The sequence below is a fragment of the Pedobacter sp. SL55 genome (assembly GCF_026625705.1).
Lineage (GTDB): Bacteria > Bacteroidota > Bacteroidia > Sphingobacteriales > Sphingobacteriaceae > Pedobacter.
This window is the reverse complement of record NZ_CP113059.1, coordinates 2,102,237-2,121,000: the sequence shown is the minus strand read 5'-3', so window position 1 is coordinate 2,121,000 and position 18,764 is coordinate 2,102,237. Positions and strand designations below refer to the sequence as shown.

The 18,764-nt window shown below is 35.4% G+C and carries 21 protein-coding genes; 19 read left to right on the top strand and 2 right to left on the bottom strand.

Annotation, left to right across the window (positions count from 1 at the left end):
- Positions 1-12 precede the first annotated feature (12 nt).
- The 19 genes from OVA16_RS09435 (at position 13) to OVA16_RS09345 (ending at position 17,448) form a co-directional block, all read left to right on the top strand.
- A complete protein-coding gene (locus tag OVA16_RS09435; RefSeq protein ID WP_267765138.1) occupies positions 13-1,641 on the top strand; it encodes a hypothetical protein in 1,629 nt (542 codons plus the stop codon).
- Between the two features lie 57 nt (positions 1,642-1,698).
- Complete coding sequence (locus OVA16_RS09430) at positions 1,699-1,968, top strand: hypothetical protein (protein WP_267765137.1); 270 nt, start codon at positions 1,699-1,701, stop codon at positions 1,966-1,968.
- A complete protein-coding gene (locus OVA16_RS09425; protein ID WP_267765136.1) occupies positions 1,944-2,243 on the top strand; it encodes a hypothetical protein in 300 nt (99 codons plus the stop codon). The genes OVA16_RS09430 and OVA16_RS09425 overlap by 25 nt, the downstream gene beginning before the upstream one ends.
- 3 nt (positions 2,244-2,246) lie before the next feature.
- Positions 2,247-3,071 (top strand): VanW family protein, encoded by an 825-nt coding sequence (locus OVA16_RS09420; protein ID WP_267765134.1) that lies wholly within the window; start codon positions 2,247-2,249, stop codon positions 3,069-3,071.
- A gap of 127 nt (positions 3,072-3,198) precedes the next feature.
- Positions 3,199-3,927, top strand: coding sequence for a hypothetical protein (locus tag OVA16_RS09415; RefSeq protein WP_267765122.1), 729 nt, complete (start codon positions 3,199-3,201; stop codon positions 3,925-3,927).
- Between the two features lie 281 nt (positions 3,928-4,208).
- The gene (locus OVA16_RS09410; RefSeq protein WP_267765121.1) at positions 4,209-6,173 is read left to right on the top strand and encodes a WG repeat-containing protein; all 1,965 of its coding nucleotides are present in this window, start codon (positions 4,209-4,211) and stop codon (positions 6,171-6,173) included.
- A gap of 6 nt (positions 6,174-6,179) precedes the next feature.
- Entirely contained in the window at positions 6,180-7,535 is a 1,356-nt protein-coding gene (locus OVA16_RS09405; RefSeq protein ID WP_267765120.1) for a hypothetical protein, read from the top strand.
- 30 nt (positions 7,536-7,565) lie between these two features.
- Positions 7,566-8,027, top strand: a complete 462-nt coding sequence (tnpA, locus tag OVA16_RS09400) for an IS200/IS605 family transposase (RefSeq protein WP_267765118.1) — start codon at positions 7,566-7,568, stop codon at positions 8,025-8,027.
- Positions 8,028-8,238: 211 nt separating this feature from the next.
- Positions 8,239-8,727: a hypothetical protein gene (locus OVA16_RS09395; RefSeq protein ID WP_267765116.1), complete on the top strand. Its 489-nt coding sequence runs from the start codon at positions 8,239-8,241 to the stop codon at positions 8,725-8,727.
- A gap of 11 nt (positions 8,728-8,738) precedes the next feature.
- Complete coding sequence (locus OVA16_RS09390) at positions 8,739-9,353, top strand: hypothetical protein (RefSeq protein WP_267765114.1); 615 nt, start codon at positions 8,739-8,741, stop codon at positions 9,351-9,353.
- Between the two features lie 118 nt (positions 9,354-9,471).
- The gene (locus tag OVA16_RS09385) at positions 9,472-10,320 is read left to right on the top strand and encodes a toxin-antitoxin system YwqK family antitoxin (RefSeq protein WP_267765112.1); all 849 of its coding nucleotides are present in this window, start codon (positions 9,472-9,474) and stop codon (positions 10,318-10,320) included.
- Between the two features lie 368 nt (positions 10,321-10,688).
- Complete coding sequence (locus OVA16_RS09380) at positions 10,689-12,083, top strand: hypothetical protein (RefSeq protein WP_267765110.1); 1,395 nt, start codon at positions 10,689-10,691, stop codon at positions 12,081-12,083.
- A complete protein-coding gene (locus OVA16_RS09375; RefSeq protein ID WP_267765109.1) occupies positions 12,080-12,586 on the top strand; it encodes a DUF6714 family protein in 507 nt (168 codons plus the stop codon). Before OVA16_RS09380 ends, OVA16_RS09375 begins: the two co-directional genes overlap by 4 nt.
- 165 nt (positions 12,587-12,751) lie before the next feature.
- Positions 12,752-13,270, top strand: coding sequence for a hypothetical protein (locus OVA16_RS09370; RefSeq protein ID WP_267765108.1), 519 nt, complete (start codon positions 12,752-12,754; stop codon positions 13,268-13,270).
- 45 nt (positions 13,271-13,315) lie between these two features.
- The gene (locus tag OVA16_RS09365) at positions 13,316-14,143 is read left to right on the top strand and encodes a YARHG domain-containing protein (protein WP_267765107.1); all 828 of its coding nucleotides are present in this window, start codon (positions 13,316-13,318) and stop codon (positions 14,141-14,143) included.
- A gap of 15 nt (positions 14,144-14,158) precedes the next feature.
- Entirely contained in the window at positions 14,159-14,545 is a 387-nt protein-coding gene (locus OVA16_RS09360) for a hypothetical protein (protein WP_267765105.1), read from the top strand.
- 14 nt (positions 14,546-14,559) lie between these two features.
- Positions 14,560-15,921: a tetratricopeptide repeat protein gene (locus OVA16_RS09355; protein ID WP_267765103.1), complete on the top strand. Its 1,362-nt coding sequence runs from the start codon at positions 14,560-14,562 to the stop codon at positions 15,919-15,921.
- Positions 15,922-16,183: 262 nt separating this feature from the next.
- Complete coding sequence (locus OVA16_RS09350; RefSeq protein ID WP_267765101.1) at positions 16,184-16,723, top strand: SanA/YdcF family protein; 540 nt, start codon at positions 16,184-16,186, stop codon at positions 16,721-16,723.
- Positions 16,720-17,448, top strand: a complete 729-nt coding sequence (locus OVA16_RS09345; protein WP_267765099.1) for a hypothetical protein — start codon at positions 16,720-16,722, stop codon at positions 17,446-17,448. The genes OVA16_RS09350 and OVA16_RS09345 overlap by 4 nt, the downstream gene beginning before the upstream one ends.
- 15 nt (positions 17,449-17,463) lie before the next feature.
- Here OVA16_RS09345 and OVA16_RS09340 read toward each other — a convergent pair whose 3' ends face one another.
- Together OVA16_RS09340 and OVA16_RS09335 are read right to left on the bottom strand one after the other, a co-directional pair.
- A complete protein-coding gene (locus OVA16_RS09340) occupies positions 17,464-17,646 on the bottom strand; it encodes a hypothetical protein (protein WP_267765097.1) in 183 nt (60 codons plus the stop codon).
- A 2-nt stretch (positions 17,647-17,648) separates the two neighbouring features.
- Positions 17,649-18,764, bottom strand: coding sequence for an acyloxyacyl hydrolase (locus OVA16_RS09335; protein WP_267765095.1), 1,116 nt, complete (start codon positions 18,762-18,764; stop codon positions 17,649-17,651).

Genomic DNA, 18,764 nt, shown 5'->3' with positions numbered 1-18,764 from the left:
ATACCTATATTAATGAAAACCTACGCTAAACTAACTACAAAATATATTCTTTTTAGGCATGTTACTGCTTTACTGAAACTAAATGGGCTATGTCTCTTACTATTTCTTAGCGCACCTGTTTTTGCCAGCGAATGCTACTCCTACCACACTTATAAGGCACATGCCATTATCAAAAATCAGCATGGCCTATGCTATCAATTTACCGAAAAAGACCCTAACGGATTTAGCTACGTTAAGCAAATTAATAAACAGATCAAAGGAATAGATCTGGATACTTATAAATATGCTGGAGAGGATGAAGCAACTTTTATGTTTAGCGATAAAAATGGCTTTTATCAATTACCAAAAGATGGGCAATATGATGAAAAGACAGCTATTTATTCTAAAATTTTACCTGCCAATGCAAGTCAAAAACACATTAACGGACGCTTATTCTTAATTAACAATAAATGGGTTTATTTTTCCGGCTGGAAAGAAAATATTACCAAAGTGGTGCTAAACGAATTGCCTTCCAACATCAGCAACGTTAAGTGTTTTAGTTTCGGGATATTTGTAAAAAGCGATAAACAGGTTTTTGCTATCCGCATTGATTTAAGTGAAGATAAGAAATATACCATAGAGACTATTCCAAATTTAAATCCTTCGCAACTAGTTTATTACGCCTGTAATCCTGCCCAAAATGAAGATTTTATTGCCGATGAAACACATATTTTTTCTGTTAGAAATGAAGGAAGCTTTGAGGATATTACACCACAATTTTTAGCCTTAGGTGTAAAACGAAAATTTAACCAATTAAAACTTGTAGATAATCCAACTGCAATGTGGTGGAGCGATTGGGTAATTAAGAAACGTGAAGGTCATTCGGTGTCGGGTAAAAACCCATTAACTGGCGAAGAGCTAGACATCAACTTTAGCTATTCGGCATCTACACCTTTAAGGCCACGCTATGGAAATATCGCTTACGTACGTTTTCAAAACAAAATTTATCCCATTTGGGATGATGATTTTAGCCAGCCTTACGACGTAAAAACCGATGCTTCTAAACTGGAAGCTATAGAAGGCAAGCTGTTTAAAGGAGATGATTTCTATTATTTCGAGGCAGATAATGATATGAAAATCATCAGTACTAAGATTACTGCCGATGCTCAGTTTTTTCCAGGAGTTTACAGCTATGGTGCTTACTTACCTAAGGCATTGACAGATGAAAAATACATCTATTTTATTGGCGACCGCTTTAATATCCACTTAGAAAATAAAAAAGAACTGACTAGCAAGATTGTTAAACAGTTAGGCATGTTTTACCTTTTTAACAATGCTTTTTACGATGGCGAAAAAAGTTACCCCATAAAGGCGGATTACGAGACCTTATATTTTTTAGGCTCTTTTGTAGAAGTAATAAATGGTTGCGCTGGTAATATGCCAAATACGCCACAGGTCCAAGTAAAATATCATCAGTTTTTTAAGGATAAAAACTCCGTTTATTATTTCGATGATAAAACCAAAAAATTGCAAACGATACCAACTGCAGATCCGGCAGATTATAAAGCCCATGATTATGACGACCTCCAACACTTATATAAAATAAAAGATGTAAAAGGAGCGCTAAAAAAAAGACTAAATCGGGCTTTAATTATTATTTAGTTGGTGGTATTGTATTGGCCATTTTAGGATTTGCTTTTATTCAATTAGAAGAAAATCATGAAACCCAAAATCAACATAAAAAAACCAGTTTTAATGGCTGGAGTAACGATACTGGCGATTAGCCTGTGCATCATTTTGCCATTAGAATATAGCAAAGCAAATTTTATTTCCGACCTCAGCTATACCTTTTTGGGCTTAACCTTAGCTATACTTACCATAATGTACGGCTTAATGGGCAAGCATTTTTTTAAAGGATTGCTTTTCCTTTTTTTAGCATCATTTGTGGTATGGTGTGTTGGCAATTGTTATTTCCACATCCAGATGTAGATAAGCCAACTTTTAAGTCATTAGAAATCTTACTCATCATTTTATTGGCCTTTGCAAACATTGCCAACATTTTTATGGGAATTGTAACAGGTGTGGTTTCGGGTTTAATATTTTTAGCGGTAAATTTTTGCTTTTTGAGAGATGAAAACCGTTATAAATTGTTCTTTAAAAGGTTAGTTTCTTACCTGTTAATCCTGCTCATATCTTCTATTTTATTTGCCAAGGGTGGCGATTGGATTTTTGAATTAACGGAATATTTTAAAAATAAGGGCTAACCTGTGAAAAAAAGAAAATTACTTAGTCAACGGCACCCATATTTATACTTTTTGGCAGTTAACGCAAGGCGGATAAAAAGACGATTGGAATGGATTTTAGATGGTAAAAAATATACCAAAACCAGAACCGAAGATAAGCTCGATTTCAGGATTAAAAAACATCAATCGGTTTTACTTAAAAAACTGGGCGATAATAACGAGCAACTACAAATCAATAAAGTAACCAACTTAAAAATTGCCGCGGCAAACATCAACGGCATCATCATTAAACCTGGCGAAACCTTTTCATTTTGCAAATTAGTAGGCTTGCCCACCAAAAAGAAAGGCTATTTATTAGGTATGGAACTTTCGTTTGGCGAAGCAAAAGCAGGCATTGGTGGTGGCATTTGTCAAATTTCTAACCTCATACACTGGTTGGCTATCCACAGCCCTTTAACGGTTACAGAACGTTATCATCATTCCTTTGATCCTTTTCCAGATGATGGTAGAGTATTACCTTTTGGCAGTGGTGCAACCGTTTTTTACAATTATCTCGATTACCAGTTTACCAACCATACACCACATACTTTTCAAATTAACCTTTGGTTTACCGATAAATGTTTGGAGGGCGAGTTACGTATCGATAAAGAACTAGATTATGCCTATCACGTGGTAGAAAAAGAACATCAATTTTTAAAAATAGATGGCCAGTTTTACCGCAAAAACGAGATTTGGAGAGACAAAATATTAAAATTTGAAGGTGGTAAAGTGGTAGCCACAGAATTGGTAATGAAAAATTTCGCCAGAGTTACCTACACCCCAACTGAATTTTTAGATGAAATAGAATAATAGCAAACAAGGTATTTCTTAACGAATAATAACCCACCCTAAGCGAATAATAACGCATATCACGCAAATAATAATCGGTGCTTTTGCTTTGAAGAATAGCGTTTATTTTTATTGTATAACAAGAACTATGGAAAGCAATAAAACAAACTTTTACGAAAAAGAAATAAGTGAATTAAAGGAAGGATTAACGCCGTTTCCAGAGCATATATTTATTGAAGACCAATATTGGTTAAGCAAATATTTATTGCCTTTAATTTCTATTGATTTAGGAATATTGCGTACCGACTTAAAAGGAACTATTGTGCACATTTTAAATCCTACAGAACCTGCTGAAGGAATTATTGGTGAACAAACTACAGATTTTCATAATGAATTTTGTACAGAAAATTGGATTGCATTTAGGCTTACTCAAGACAATAAATATTCATTTTTAGGTAATGAAAATTATTTTCTTTCTGCTTCAATACACAAAGACCAGGTTGATGATGAGTTTACAGAACATATACAAACCATACAGGAGAATTATCAAAAAGCAAAAGCTAAATTTAAAATGAAAGGGCAGCTATTGCCGTGGCAAGATGAAAATCCGCAAAGCTTTTTAGATACTTTAGGTGGAGAAATGTGGTATGGCAACTGGACAAATACTGCACCTATACCATCGGCTTTTGAAATGGATATTGATGAAACTACTGAAAATTTGCCTAACGAAGGAATTTCGATTTCATATAAAGGTAAAGAATTGATGTATGTTGGAAAAGTAGCTGGATATAGCTATTGCGGAGCTGGAGCTGATGCTATTTTGATGTTTTACGAACCTGAAAATCGTATTGTATTATTTACTTATGATTGGACATAAAAAATGAGTGCAAATAAGGTAGTACAAAACCGAATATTTGTACTTTAATTTATGTCAATTCGCTAAGCTGCAAACCTTTCTTTTTGAGTGGCTTTTGTAGCACCGCCCAAAGTATTATAGCCCCGATTGTAGCGGAAATACCCAGATTTAAGCATCTGTAATTATTGTTTTCGGAATGCTTGCTTTTTGCACAGGTGTTTTAGGGGATGAGAGCGGAAAGCGGGACTAACATTAAAATATAAAACTGCAATTGCGCTTCAAATTATAATAACTTATTGATTATGAATTTTAAAAATATCTTTTTTTCAGTTGCTTTGATTTTACTGATTTGCGCTTGCAACAATGCTACGCCAGAACAAACTGCCGAAGCTAAAAAATACATCGCTAGGTTAAAAGCAATGAATTATGATGACCTTAAAAATCAGCTGAAAAAAGATACAGCGCTACTCAATAAGCTCATCAAAACTTCGACTTTTAACTTGCAGCTAACGTCTCATTTTTCGTCTGGCGAGAAAAGTGCAGTGCATCAGTCGGCACCCGAATTTGCAATTAATTACGACAAAACAAAAGTTACCGAACTTTTTAACGACTACAGCAAAGACTTACTTTTTGAGCAAAATTTTAATGATAGCTATAACGACAGCACTTTTAGTTTATACGGGCAAGAGAGATTCACTTACGAAAGTAGGTTTAGCCTAACGGATGACAACCACATCATCAAAGAAAAAGACAGTTTGTTTAAGCCATTTGTTAATCAAGTAGTAACAGACCAAAAGACTTACTTTTTTAAAGGAAAAAAAATAGCAAAAGCAGCTATTGGCTTAAAACGAATTGATAGCATTGAAACTGAAGTGAGCTTAAAATTTGCCACAGACTTTGAAAAATTTGAAATTGGGAAAAACGATAAAAAAGTGAGTTATAAAAATTTCGATATTGAGGTAGAAAGCATCGACGAAAACATGGCCCAGCTACAAATTCCGATGGGTTTGTATAGCGACATTATAGCTTACCAGGCTTACAATAACAAAAACCTAAGGATGAACAGTAGTGCTTTGAGCACTACGCCCATGTTAACTGTTGATAGTAAAATAACCGAAAGTTTAAAAGAACTGCTCTCCATTTTTGCCGATGTACTGGAGGAGAAAGACGAGAAAAGTGGAAAAGAAAAGCTCAATGAGATAAGCCAAAACCAGCTTAACGCTAAAGATAATATGGCAGAGTTTGATGCCTACATTACCAAGCTAGCCAAGGACAAAGAGAAAGTAAAAGAGCTGGGCGATGTTGGCTTATACAATGAGATTGCCAACGCAGGCAAAAAGGTAATTGGCACCGATAAGCAATTTGTAGTGGTAGAGTTTCCGGATGATATTAAAGCTATTGATGTTTTTGTGGGTAAAAATTGGGTTTCGCTAAAAAATAAGCAAATGGTTAAATATGGCAACCATTACCTTAACCCAAAGTATTTTGATGAAGCTAAACCCAACATTGTTTTTTATAGCCATCAAAATGATAGAAAGTTTGGCATAAGTAACCGTGAAGGCGAAATTATGATTAAGCCAGCATACAATGAGTTAAGCCAACTTGCAAATGAATATTTTATGGGCGATGAAAAGCTGTATTGGCTAAATGTGGCTAATAAAAAGATGGTTGCCTTGCCGCAGTTTGTAAATTTTGAGCAAAGTTTAAAACTTGGATACGATGTTTTTGAAAAGAAAATTGGCGAAGAAAACAAATCTGGCGTAATGCTAAACAGAGAGAAAATCATCATCCCCTTTGAGTATTATGGCTTTGAGAAGCACGAAAATTTTATCATTGCCAAAAAGGATGATACCGATGACATCTACGATTTGAATTTTAAGAAAATTTTAGGCAAAGGTATTGAAGAAATAGACCGGATAGACAGTCATATAGCTTCCGATATTAGCTATCCATCATTATTTGTGGCTAAAGGTGCCAATAAGAAAAACGCCTTGGTAGATAAAAATTTGAATTTGCTAACTGGCTTTAGGTATGAGTTTATCGATCCGTTTTTTGACGTAAACAATTATTTTATAGTAGGCATAAGAACAGCCGATGGCAGTAACTATTGGTACGGAATTATCGATACAAAAGGCAAGGAAGTGGTACCGTTTATTTTTTGCCATATCGCTGAAGAATTTGATAAAAACGGAAAGCTAAGGTTCTGTAAAGATGGCAAATATCAATCGATGGATTTTAAGTCTTTTCTTGAAAAGTATAAAAAATAAGTTGACATGATGAAGGCGAAAAAAACATGGTTGAAATTTATTGTTGTCGTTGCCATCTGCTTTGTGACACACATTTTAGTTGGTCTTTTTTCTAGCTTAATGGTTAATAATTTTGTGTTAAATACCCGATTGGCGAACTTTACGATTTACGATGGCTACGCAGATTTTAGCATTCTCCTGTTTTATATTCCGCTATCAGCTTTGCTCATTTTTAATAAAATTAAAGGTAATGGCTTTTTAATTTCACTAGGTGCTTTTTTCATTTTCTTGATGGGCAAAGTTTTTATAGTTGATGTCATCAGTCATTACCTTAGGCTTTATGTGAAAACCCAACAAAATGGCGCTTACAGTTTCGAAATTTTTAAAGATCAATTAGCGAAGAATTGGGGAGATTTACTTTGGGAGTTTAGCCATTTAGGACAATTTTTGTCTTTCATGGTTTGGGTTTTCATCGCTTTGCTTGGTGTTTGTTATTTATCCCTTTGGATAAAAAATAAGTTAAAGATGAACATTAAAATTCATCCAATTTTTGGCTTGTTTTTACTATTCGGATTTTCATCTTGTGGCGATAACATTCAGCGAGAAAAGGATAAGTACCCAGACATTCCTGAGTTTCCGTTATTTAAGCAAAATGCGCTAGCCTATAAAAAACTTGGTTTAGCTACAGTGTCGTATAAAGATAACCAATCGGCCAAAGTAGACGGCCATGATTTGGTTATTCATACAAATGATTATTTCTTTTATGCGGTAGCGGATAGTTGTTTGCTGTTGATTACAGGCTACCGAGAGGCAATAAAGCCTGGCAATGAGTTTCCGGCTAAACATTTCATCACTTTAACCAGGGTAAAGAACCATAAAATTGATAAATATCAATTGACAGATACAACCAACGTAGCTAATTTGAACTGTGTTATTGTAGCTAAGCAACTTCAAGTTGGCAACAAGGCCATTGATTTGAGTGCCAGCAAGTTCATGCTAGACAGAAAGATTTCGACGGCTAAAAAGTCTACCGATAGCACATTTTTTTCTTCGTGGAATTTTGTTGATAAGCCTACTGATTTCGAAAGTAAGGACATTTTCGACAGCACTTTTGTAAAAGAGTTTGATCGAGTAACCGTTGGCTCAAAAGGGCATTTATCGGGTGGTTTAAATAATGGAATTGATTATACGTATGATCGTGTCCCTTTGGTTTATTATCAATTTAATGTTGGCAGCAAAATAGCGTTAACCAAAATTAACTTCGATGAACAAAAACCACCATTATTATTAAAAATTAAGGATAACATATATTGTATTACTTACAGCAATGAATTAAAGTTGAGACAAGAAATAAAACATTATGAGATTGGAGTGATAGAGTAAAATCCCTTTGGAATGAGATGATTAAAGATTATGGCAAATACATTTTCACAAATTTATATCCAGTATGTTTTTGCGGTAAAATACCGTCAAAATCTATTGCAAAAGGCATGGAGAGATGAAGTTTTTAAGTACATGTCGGGCATTATTAATGAGAAAGGTCAAAAGCCGATTATTGTAAATGGTGTTGAAGATCATGTACATGTTTTTGTTGGTTTAAAGCCAACCATGTGCATTGCAGATTTAATACGAGATGTTAAAAATAATTCGTCGAAGTTTATTAACGAGCAAGGTTTTGTAAAAGACAAATTCTATTGGCAAGAAGGTTATGGCGCTTTTTCTTACTCACATTCGGCAATTGAGAATGTTTACAACTACATATTAAATCAAGAAGAACATCATCGTAAACAAACATTTAGAAAAGAATATTTGGATTTGCTCAACAAATTTGAAATCGACTACGATGAAAGGTATTTGTTTGACTTGCTAGAATAAAATATCATTTTACCCCTAGGGGGTTTAAGATCCATGCTGATATGAAAGTTCAATAATAATATCAGCCCGATGGGCTTGCCGAAAAACCTGTAAGAAGTGAGACAGATAAGTAACCAACACCAAAATCCCGTAGGGATGAAATAACTATAACATAAGCAACGATCAAAAAAAATCCCATAGGGATGACATGATTATACCTAAGACGATAGCGATGAACAACTACCCAAAAGAAATCAACGACTTTCAAAACAAACTAGCTAGCTTACAAGGAATAGAAAATGTATGCAGCGGCATAGATCAACTTGAAGAAATCAAATACAGAGATTTAGGACTTTCCGGTTTTTCGCACCTGCCCATCGCTACGCTTTTGAGAACCGGTGGAGGTTTGCCAGATGAGGTAATGTTACAGTTTGAATTTTCGATTGACAGATCTGCAGAAAGCCTGAGTTCGTTAGAATTTTTATCCTGGTTTATTCGCGACTTGGCAAGAAACGGAACTAAAATTCAGCTTCGCACTTTTGCTTTACCGCCACAAGGGTCATTTGGTAATCAACTTGGCCATACGCTAAAGTTCCATATTGATTATTTCTTGATAGAGCCATCAGGCAACCTTCGAGCTATTTTAGATAAGGTTTCAGCACTTTCACAATCATTAGATTACGCTATTGGTATTTATCAAATCCCCATCAAAAATTATTAAAACATCAGCAAATGGCAACCACCATAAAACTTATTGCACTATTTCTAGTCCTTGTCCAATCTTCGGCCTTTTCCCAAGAAAAACTCATTAAAGACATCGATTTTGATAGTAAAAACGATACTGTTTATATCGACCAAAAAGACTATCGGATCGTTTGTCGGTTATCAACCCAAAACTTTAAGAAGCTAAAAAGTAAACAGATTGAAACTTCTGGCGATAATAGCTACATTAAAGCAACACGAAATGGTTTTGAAATTCGTGTGAATTGGATGAGAAGTGGTTATGCAGATCAGTTTAGGTATGAGAGATTGGAAAAACGCATCAGACTAATAGGTTTTACTGAATATTCGTTAGGCAATGCGGCTGGCGATGGTAGTGGTGAGGCGAGTGCAAACCTTTTAACCGGCGATTACATTGGCAATTGGCATTACTACGACCATTTGGCCAATAACGAAAACGGCGAGCTGGTTAAAATTCCAACCATCAAAACAAAGTTGAATTTTAAGAAAACTTATTTAGAAGATTTTAACGAGGAAAGCTACTTCGGTTATTCTGCCCAACTAGAAAAAATTGTTGAAAGGCATAAGTATTTAGAAAAAGCAAGAAGAGCTAAAAACAACAAGTAATGAAAGCTAAAATCTTAATTCTGGTTGTCTTGTTTATCGCATCGGTAAATTGCTGTATTGCACAAAGTGAGTTTATAAAAATTGATTTAGAGGAAACGGTTTACCTCAATAAAAAAACATGCCTAAAAAAACTGGCGAACCTTTAAACGGAAATTATGCCATCAAGATCAATCGTTACCAGACCAATTACGAGCCTTTCATTAACGGTTTAAAAAATGGCGAAGTCAAGATTTTTAGGCGCCAAAAATTGGCAGAAAGCGGCTATTATCAAAATAATTTAAAAGAAAAAGAATGGTTGTACTATAATGATGATGGCACCATTCGCAATCGAAATACCTACCAAAACGGACTGAAAGAAGGATTAGCGACCGCGTATTATAACGGTCTCGTGGTAGAAACCTCAACCTATAGCAAAAACCATCTTAACGGTTGGCAAATGAGCTACTCTTATTCAGAACCACAAAAACTTCGTGAAAAGTCATTTTACCAAAATGGCAACAAAACCAACAATATCCGATATAGAAACATTGATAGCTTAAATTTCATTATCAGCGATAGCTTATTTTATGATGATAAAAAGCAATTGATATGGAAGAAATCATTCGTAAATGATACGCTTTTATTGCAGTTCAAAATAAATTATGGTGTTATGATTAAAGATGCTTATGAAATTAAAACCACAAAAATCGAAGTTTACCAAGGCGATAAATTAAACATCGCATACTTATTACCAGAGCGATATGAACATGAAACTGAAATGAGAATAAATGAATTGCTAAACTATGAGTTTGCCTATTACACCGATGTTAAAAAACCGCAACTGTTAGTGAGCGATTTAACCCGAAATACATTTTACACCACTGCATTTTACAGGTTATATCCGGGAGATAATCTGCAATCGGTAATTTACGACAAAGGCGGAGACGATATTTTACCAGGTTGGTATTATAGAGATGTGAACAGATAAATTTATTACAAATGCTATTACCCATTCCAATTATCATATTTATTGTTTTGCTTGTGCTTTCTCTTAAAAAAGCGAAGCAAAAAGTAGAAGTAAACAAGCACGTTTTCATTAGGTTGCTTGTGCTACTATTTTCCATTGGGCTAATATTTTTGTTATGTTACCTTGCAGAAGGTAGAAGATCTGTTCTTGGTGCCATGTATTTTAGCGCCTATTTTTTAGCAGTTTGGCTTTTGTATTTACTTGTTGAAGCCATTTCACTATTTGTAATTAAAAATAACCGACTAGCGGCTAGCAATCTTATCATACTAGCTATAACCTTATTTATTGTGGCTTTGGTGGCTATCAAATTCGCATAATTTACCTTACTTATGAAAAACAAATTTAAACTAAGCACTTTACTGCTGCTGCTCATTGCAAATATAGCGGTGGCACAAAAAATCAAATTCCCAGATAGTTTTAAGGCAGATGACTCGCTTTTTAAGGGGATGACAATTGCCGAAATTCCAGAAGACATTCAAACCAAATACGGCATTACTACTAATCCATGTTTAATTACCGATGTTGCAAAAACCAAGGGTGCACTTTTTACAGCAAAAATAACTGGCGTAAAAGCCATCTATTTTGAAATTTGGAAAGACCCGATGATAAAAAAGAGCGATGGCGGTTACGAAGTGGCACAATTTGCAACAGCTTCGGAATTGGAAAATATATTACCACAATTGAACAATGCATCTTTCTATCGTGCAATCTTAACAGTTCAAAATTATCTCATTGTGATTAAATGTGTTCCTTCAGAAAATGCTGAGCAAAACATTGATAAAATGATAGCCTATTTCCAAAATAAACTGGGTGCAAAGCTATTTATGGATAGAAAAAAAGAAGTTGAAGTGGCAGTTACAGAAAACTATGTAACTAACTTACCTCCACCTTTGCCACCAGAGCCAAAAAACGCAACACAAATAGCCATCGAAGATTTAGATAAACGCATTGCCAATGATGATGGCTTGGCTTATATGCGTACCAAAAAAAGAGCGAAACTGGCACCAGGAAATTATATAGCTACCAGCACCTATCCAAATTTCGAAACTTTAAGTTTTACTATTGATAAAGACAGTTTGCTACATGGCTATTACAACTATCACGTTGCAGATGATTACAGCAAATCGCCAAGTAAAGAAAGCAAATTAACTTACGACAATGGCGTTTTGGTTTCAGAAACTGTTTACAAAGATGGTAAGCTCTTGGGTTCTACAAACTATTCGGCCTCGGTAGTTAAAGAAGGTAATGATTATTTGATTACGATAAAAACAACTACAAAAAGTTCAAACAGTAGCGATAAAGAAGTGGTTACCGTTTTTCGCAACCTTAAACCTGTTTCAAAAATTACAGCAACGTTGGGTGTTTCGGTAATTAAAAAAGATTTTGAGAAAAAGGTACTCGAACATTACAACAATAAAGGACAATTAACAAAACTTAAAAAGCCAGGCTTAATTGAAGAATACGATGCAACAGGGAAATTAACTTACAAAGATGAATGGATAGACGATAATCACTTTGTGTATAAAAATGGAAAATTGATTACAAAGGAAATTGGCGTAAAAGGCCAACAACAATATTTGGTAACCGATTATGATGGGAATGGAAAAGTAACAAAAGAGTTTTCCAGAGGTATTGAAGATGGTATAGCAATTGCCAACCCTGATGAATATGAAAAAGATTTAACCGAAGCGCTGTTTGAATATTACAAGAAGAAAGCGAAATGATATCGAGAGTAGAATTAGTTCAAAAAATACAAGCAGCATTCAACAACGTAAAGTTGGAAGATGGCATTGGCTTGTGGGAAGCGCAGGGTTTGGACAATTATGCGAATGAAGAGGAGCTGGCGAAATTAAGAGCCAAAGATGAGCGGCTAAATTGGGAAAATCTCAGTTATCAGGATTTGACGCAATGCGAAAGTTCTTTGTCGTTTTTCGATGCGAAAGGAATGCGCTTTTGCCTGCCTCGGTTTTTAATATTTGATTTGCTAGCAACTGAAATCCAACAATTGCAAAATCTATCGGCACCAGAGGTGGTTTTTACGCTTACGCATGAATTGGATAGCGAATACCAGCTGCGTAGATTTTCGCTTTTTAACAGCAATCAAATAAAATGTATTATAGAATTTTTAAACCATAAATTGAGAAATAGCGCAACAAATGAAAACGATTATTTTGATAAACAGCTTAAAGATGGCCTAACATTTTGGTACACTAAACTTGCTTATTAGTGAAAAACTATTTTTGTTTTTTGCACTAACCTAACCATTTTAAACCCGACAGCAATGAAAATCTTTTGATTTTGAAAAAATCAAAAATTGAAATGTATGGCGGGACTATCGGAACCGATAAAATACTGAACCTCGCTTTTTAAATGAAAAAATAAAACAAAAAAAATGAAAAAAATTTTTCTACTAATTGCAGCTTTAACAAGTATAAACGCTGTTGCGCAAAAAAATCCGCCACCAGTAGCCGTTACCATTGCCGGCACATCAGATATTTTAAAAACCGATCAACGCTTGGCAGATTTAATAATCAACAAGAAAAAGTTTAACGTTTATCTTGGTTACCAAAAGCCCGATGAAATGCGTCAACAGAAAAAGGGCGATACTTTGCAGGTATACAAAATTACAAATGATAAGCTCAAATTTAGTCACCTGGAAATTGTAAAATATGGCACAAAAGATGGAAAAATTATTCTTGAGGGAAAGTACAAACTGGTAAAGGATACGCTTATTGTTACAGCAAATTTTTACGATTATATTGGTGCTCATTGCATCACCACAAAATACGTTACCGATAAATGGGGTTTGAAAAAAGTATGGGACGACATGAAAGGAATTCCATTGAAAAATTTAACCGAAAGACATTTAAAACCAGCAGAAATGAAGGTTCCGCCACCGGCAAAAAATTAATAAAAATGTATTAAACAGGTCTAATTCATCCACTATTAAATAGTTATGAAACAATATTTATTGCTACTGTTTTTGAGTTTTTGCTATACCGCAAATGATTTTGCCCAACAAAAAAAGCCAATTGACAATTGCCCGTGTACCATCCCATCTACTTTTAGCGCATGGACACCTGAACTTAAAAAAGGCTACGATACAAAGGCAGATTTTAACAACTTTGCCTATAGTGTAAATGGCGTTTATGTGGCCGAAGATCGCGACAGCCTTTACCAAATCAAAATCATTGTAGATCCAAAATCTTATGGCACTTTCATACATTTCCAGCACTTAAGTTTTAGTAAAGCAAGGCTGATAAACAAACAGGTAACTCGCTGCGAAGAACTACCCAATGTACACGATGGCGGATGGATTGGAACGTATATTCTTGATCCTTTAAAGCCCATCAACAAACAATTTGTAGCCTCCACTTTTTTTGTTGGCGAAAGTTATTTTAGGGTAGATAAAACCCGCTTTTACAGCTTATACAAGTGCGATAAAAAAACAGAATTTGGCATTTACGATGGCGGTAGACAGCGTTACTACCGCAAAATGCATTGGGAAATAGAAGGTAACTATCCCGAAATTTCTATAATTGGTTTTACCCAAAAAGAAGTAAAAAAATACAACAAACAGCAATTGGCAGAAATGCGGAACGAAGTTTATGCCCGCTACAACTATGCTTTTAAAGAAGGCGGTAAATGGTACAACCACTTCAACAAAAAACCAGCTTACCGTTGGAACCATTTTAAAGATGTAATGCCTTTCATCACCACTTTAGAAAAAGATAACCTGAGCTATATTACCGCATTTGAAAGTGCCGATTATTACGACGACTAGTTTAACAATGATTTCTTGATATTTTGGGAACAGCTTAGAAAGAGTGTGCTGGAGCAAAACCCAGAGCAACTACAGTCGCTGGTGCAATTTCCTTTTGCCATTAACGGCGATTTAGACGATATGCCAGTTTTAAAATTAAATGCACAACAATTTGAGAAAATTTGGCCAATGCTTTTACAGCAAGAAAACTACGACATGAACAACAACGGCAAACTGATCTCATTTTTAGGCAAAAGTGTTTTTAGCAAAGCTGATGCCTTTGCAGAGCAGATGATCCACACCAAGAGCAACAGTGTGGCTAACTTTCATTTCGAAAACATAAACGGCGTTTGGAAACTCAGCACTGCTTATGCTGATAATGAGTTATATCCGAAAATACAAGATATCTTGAAAACGAAATAAATTAAAAACCTACCATGAAAAAACTATTCTACTTTCTGTTCTTTACCACTCAAATTGCCTTTGCTCAAAACAACGGCGATTTGGACTTAAAAAAAATTGAAGTACAAATAACTAAAGCTTCAAAAACAAACAAGCAAGCCAACCTTTTTAAAAGCTTTGTTGCCGACTTTAAAGCCGGCTCAAATGTATCTTCCCGAGATTTAATTTATGATTATGTGGGGGTTGGCATTGTCATCAACCCAAAAAATAACGAGGCGAAATTGTTGCCTGCAAAATATACACTCGATCTTAAAACACGACTCTCGGGCATTGGAGTAGTAGGTTTGGATAAAGCTCAACTAAGCGAAGAGCAGTCCAAATTCCTAGCTATCTACACCAAAAATCCTGCAGAAATTAAGAATGATGATTATTACATGGTCTTCAAATATCATACGTTCGACAATGAAGGAAAGTTGGAATATGCCAACAGCGCATCTTTGAGCGATCAAAAATACACCACCTACTTTACCAAAAAAGATAACTGGCTTTACGCTATCGGCATCAGCAAAACTACCGACGATTTTATCCTTTATAAATTCGATACGCAAGCTATGCCCAAAGACGATTACATGCTCATCCAAATGGAAAAAGACAGAAAGGCGAAATGGGCAAAGGAAACCAAATTACGAGCTGTTTTTCCAATGTATCACGATGTAAGGATAGACGAAATCCGCATTGCGTTGGCTTACTTGTTAAGGGAAGAGCCTTACAAAAGCGATAAAATTTTAATGGAATGTGCCAATAACATGCCCCGAAAATTAGATAGAGAAAACATTAGAAGTTTTACCAAAGAGCTCGATTATTTTTTAGACCTAAAAATTGATGAAAAGTTTTGGAAGTACAGAAGTGATGAGGTTTTAAATTTAAAACATACCTCAGCACACGCCCTTGCCGATATCTATTTTGGTATGGAAAGCTATAAACTGGCGGAGAAGTTCTTTTTAAGATCGCTTTTAGATTTTAGAATTGTATCTGCCGGTGGAACTACCATGCAAAAAGACGCCAACCGCATTACTGTTGATTTGAGTAGAACTTATGACGAATTGGGCAAAACCGATGAAGCGATTGGTTATTTAATTCCATTGTTAAATGGCAATGGTAGCATAGATTTGGCTACAACTTTGTTGAACAACCTAATCAAAAAGAAAAATATCGATAAGAAAAATTTCAAAAAACAACTAGATGCATCCTTCGGTACTTTAGGCGATTTACGTGGCGATGGGATTTATACCTTCATGTTTAACGGTAAAACAGTTTTCCTTTTTAGCGTTTTCAAAAAAACCAAAAGCAGTTTTGCCGAAGAAGTAAAGGAAACAGATTTTTATAAATCATTGTAAATTAATTTAAACATTTGCTTAGCCAAATCGTCATGCTGAATTAATTTCAGCATCTGTAGCAAATTTTTTAATTTCTGGTGTTGGCGTCCTCGCCAACACTTTACACTACTAAAATTATTGAAACCAAATCCTAATGAAGATAATAAAAAAGTAATTCTTACCAGTCATCATTTTATTTTTAATAGCCGTTGCAATTATTTTAATCAGCAATTACACCGTAAATTCAAAAACTAAAAATGCAATTTACACGCAAATAAACAATGTGCCGACGACTAAAGTGGCCATTATTTTTGGTGCTGGCATAAATGGCGATAAACCAAGCAGGTATTTAAAAGACAGGCTAGATGCAGGTATTTCGCTGTATAAAAACCACAAGGTGGATAAGATATTACTATCGGGAGATAACGGCAGAGACGAACATGATGAGCTAACCGTAATGAAATTGTATTGCTACGAAAACGGAGTCGATACCAATAAAATCTATATCGATTATGCCGGGTTTGATAGTTACTCTACCATGTACCGAGCTAAACATATTTTTAAAGTCGATACTGCAATTTTGGTTTCACAAAAATATCATCTCAATAGATGTGTTTACATTGGCGATAAATTGGGTGTAAAATCTTATGGTTATAGTGCCGACAGAGGTGTTTATCAAGGCTACAAATATTATTCGTTTCGAGAGAAACTATCTATTACCAAATCTGTTTTTGATTTGATAAGAGGTAGAAAACCGAAATATCTGGGAGAACCAGTTGATGTGAAGGGCATATCAAATTATACCAAAGACCAAACAAAATGATCAAAAAATGCTTGCTTATTTTACTATTCAACAGCTTGTTTTCGATGTCTTTTGCGCAAAGCGATAAGCCAACTATCAAAAAAAGCGTTTCAAAAATTAGTGATTTTGTACCTGCCAAATGGAAGTTAATAGCGCAAGCCAATGGCGATTTAAACAAAGATGGCTTGCCAGATGTGGCCTTAGTAATTGAGCATACCAATCCAAAAAACTTCATCAGTAATGCTAATAAACTAGGCGGAGATACCTTAAACACTAACCCAAGATACTTGCTTGTTGCATTTAAAAAGGCAAATGGCACTTACGAGTTAGCAGCCAAAAACACTGCTTTTATTCCGCCTCCAAACAGTGAAGAAAGCCCCTGTTTAGAAGATCCATTTGGCGAAAACGGAAGTATAGAAATAGCTAAAGGCTTATTATCCGTACATTTTCAAAATTTCTACAGTTGTGGCGCTTGGGAAATCTATAATTTCGACTATATCTTTCGTTACCAAAACCAAAAGTTTGAACTCATTGGTTATAACAAATCGAGTATGCACCGTTCTACGGGAGAAGAAGCCTCCTCCACTATGAACTTTTCTACCATGAAGGCAAATTATTCTACTGGCACCAATGCATTTAAAGATGGCGGTAAACCAAAAACCATTTGGAAGAAGATTAAATCCAGAAAGTTGTTAGAGCTAAATACCATTACCGAAGATGCTGTTGATGCATTTACAACTTACTAAAAAACTAGCAAAGCATTATTTCTTTACTTTGATTACCCTTCCCGTAACCAAAGTAAATTCATACACCCTGTAAAGGCCATCGTCTATCATCGCTACGCTTTCTACCAAACCAGTTTTGCTAAAAGTATCGGTTACCAAATCTCCTTGCTTAATTTCGTTAAGCACATCTAAGGGTGTTTCTTCGTTTAATCTGATCATCGTTATTTGGTAAGCATTAAGCCAAAGCCAACATAATCAGCTTCGGTTTGGTGGATATATATTTTAGATTGTAAAGCCAGCCAGTTATTCAGTTTATATTTAGCACCAGCTGTCCAATAGGTTTTTATTGGCAACAAGCTATTGTAATGAATGTAATAGCCGTATTTGGCCATAAAGGCTAAATTGCCCATCCACAAATCTGGCCCAATGGCCGCCCCTACCCGCCATCTATCAAAAGATGAAGCCTTAGATTGATAGGTTTCTAAATTTCGGTTCGCATCGTAGATGGTGTGGTAATACACCGCATCTACACCAGCACCAAATGCAAGATAAGAGGTAAAGCGATAGTTATATCCGCCATATAAACCTGTTCTCCACAAACCATCGCGGCTTTGGTATACTCCTCTTCTACCCGTGTTTATTCCCAAATCGAAGGTGTGTTTTTGGTAAACTTCTTTCTCAAAATTAGGTTTTGAAGCAGTTATATTTTCATTTAATGCTCTAGCCACACTAAGCCCAACACTTACCACATTTAAGCCGTTATTGGGCACACGGGTACCTCCATTAGAATAATGAAGCACATCTAAGTTAGCCGCCACGGCAGTTTTTTCATTGAGAGGTACATTTAATTTCAATCCGGCTTTAAGCCCAAAATTAAGCTTGCTGCCCACCACAGGGTTTTGGTTGCTAAACCAAGATTCGCCAGCATATAAAATACCAAAAGCAGGGGTAAATTCTAGTTCGGCTTTGCTAATGTTGGCTAAAGGAAAGGTAAGCCCACCGAGCAATCCATAGCTGTCGCCAAATTCGCCTTTCATAGGCGCCGCTACACGGGTAATATTGTGCATTCGTTTGTAATTAAAAACTACATCAATGCTTTTAATTCCCAAATCGCTCGACCATCTTTTTGCTTCCCTATTTACGTTATAATGGAAAATCAATTCTCCGCCATAGGCATTGCCTTGGAGCTTGTTCTGGTTGGCACTAAAACTATTGATTGCCTTTTGAAGGTTAAACTCTAAGGTATGGGCATTTTGCTGGGCATTAGCTGCAAACGCACCAATTATTAAGGCTAAAAATAAGTTAAGTTTTATGGTAGCTGTGTTAAGGTTAAACAT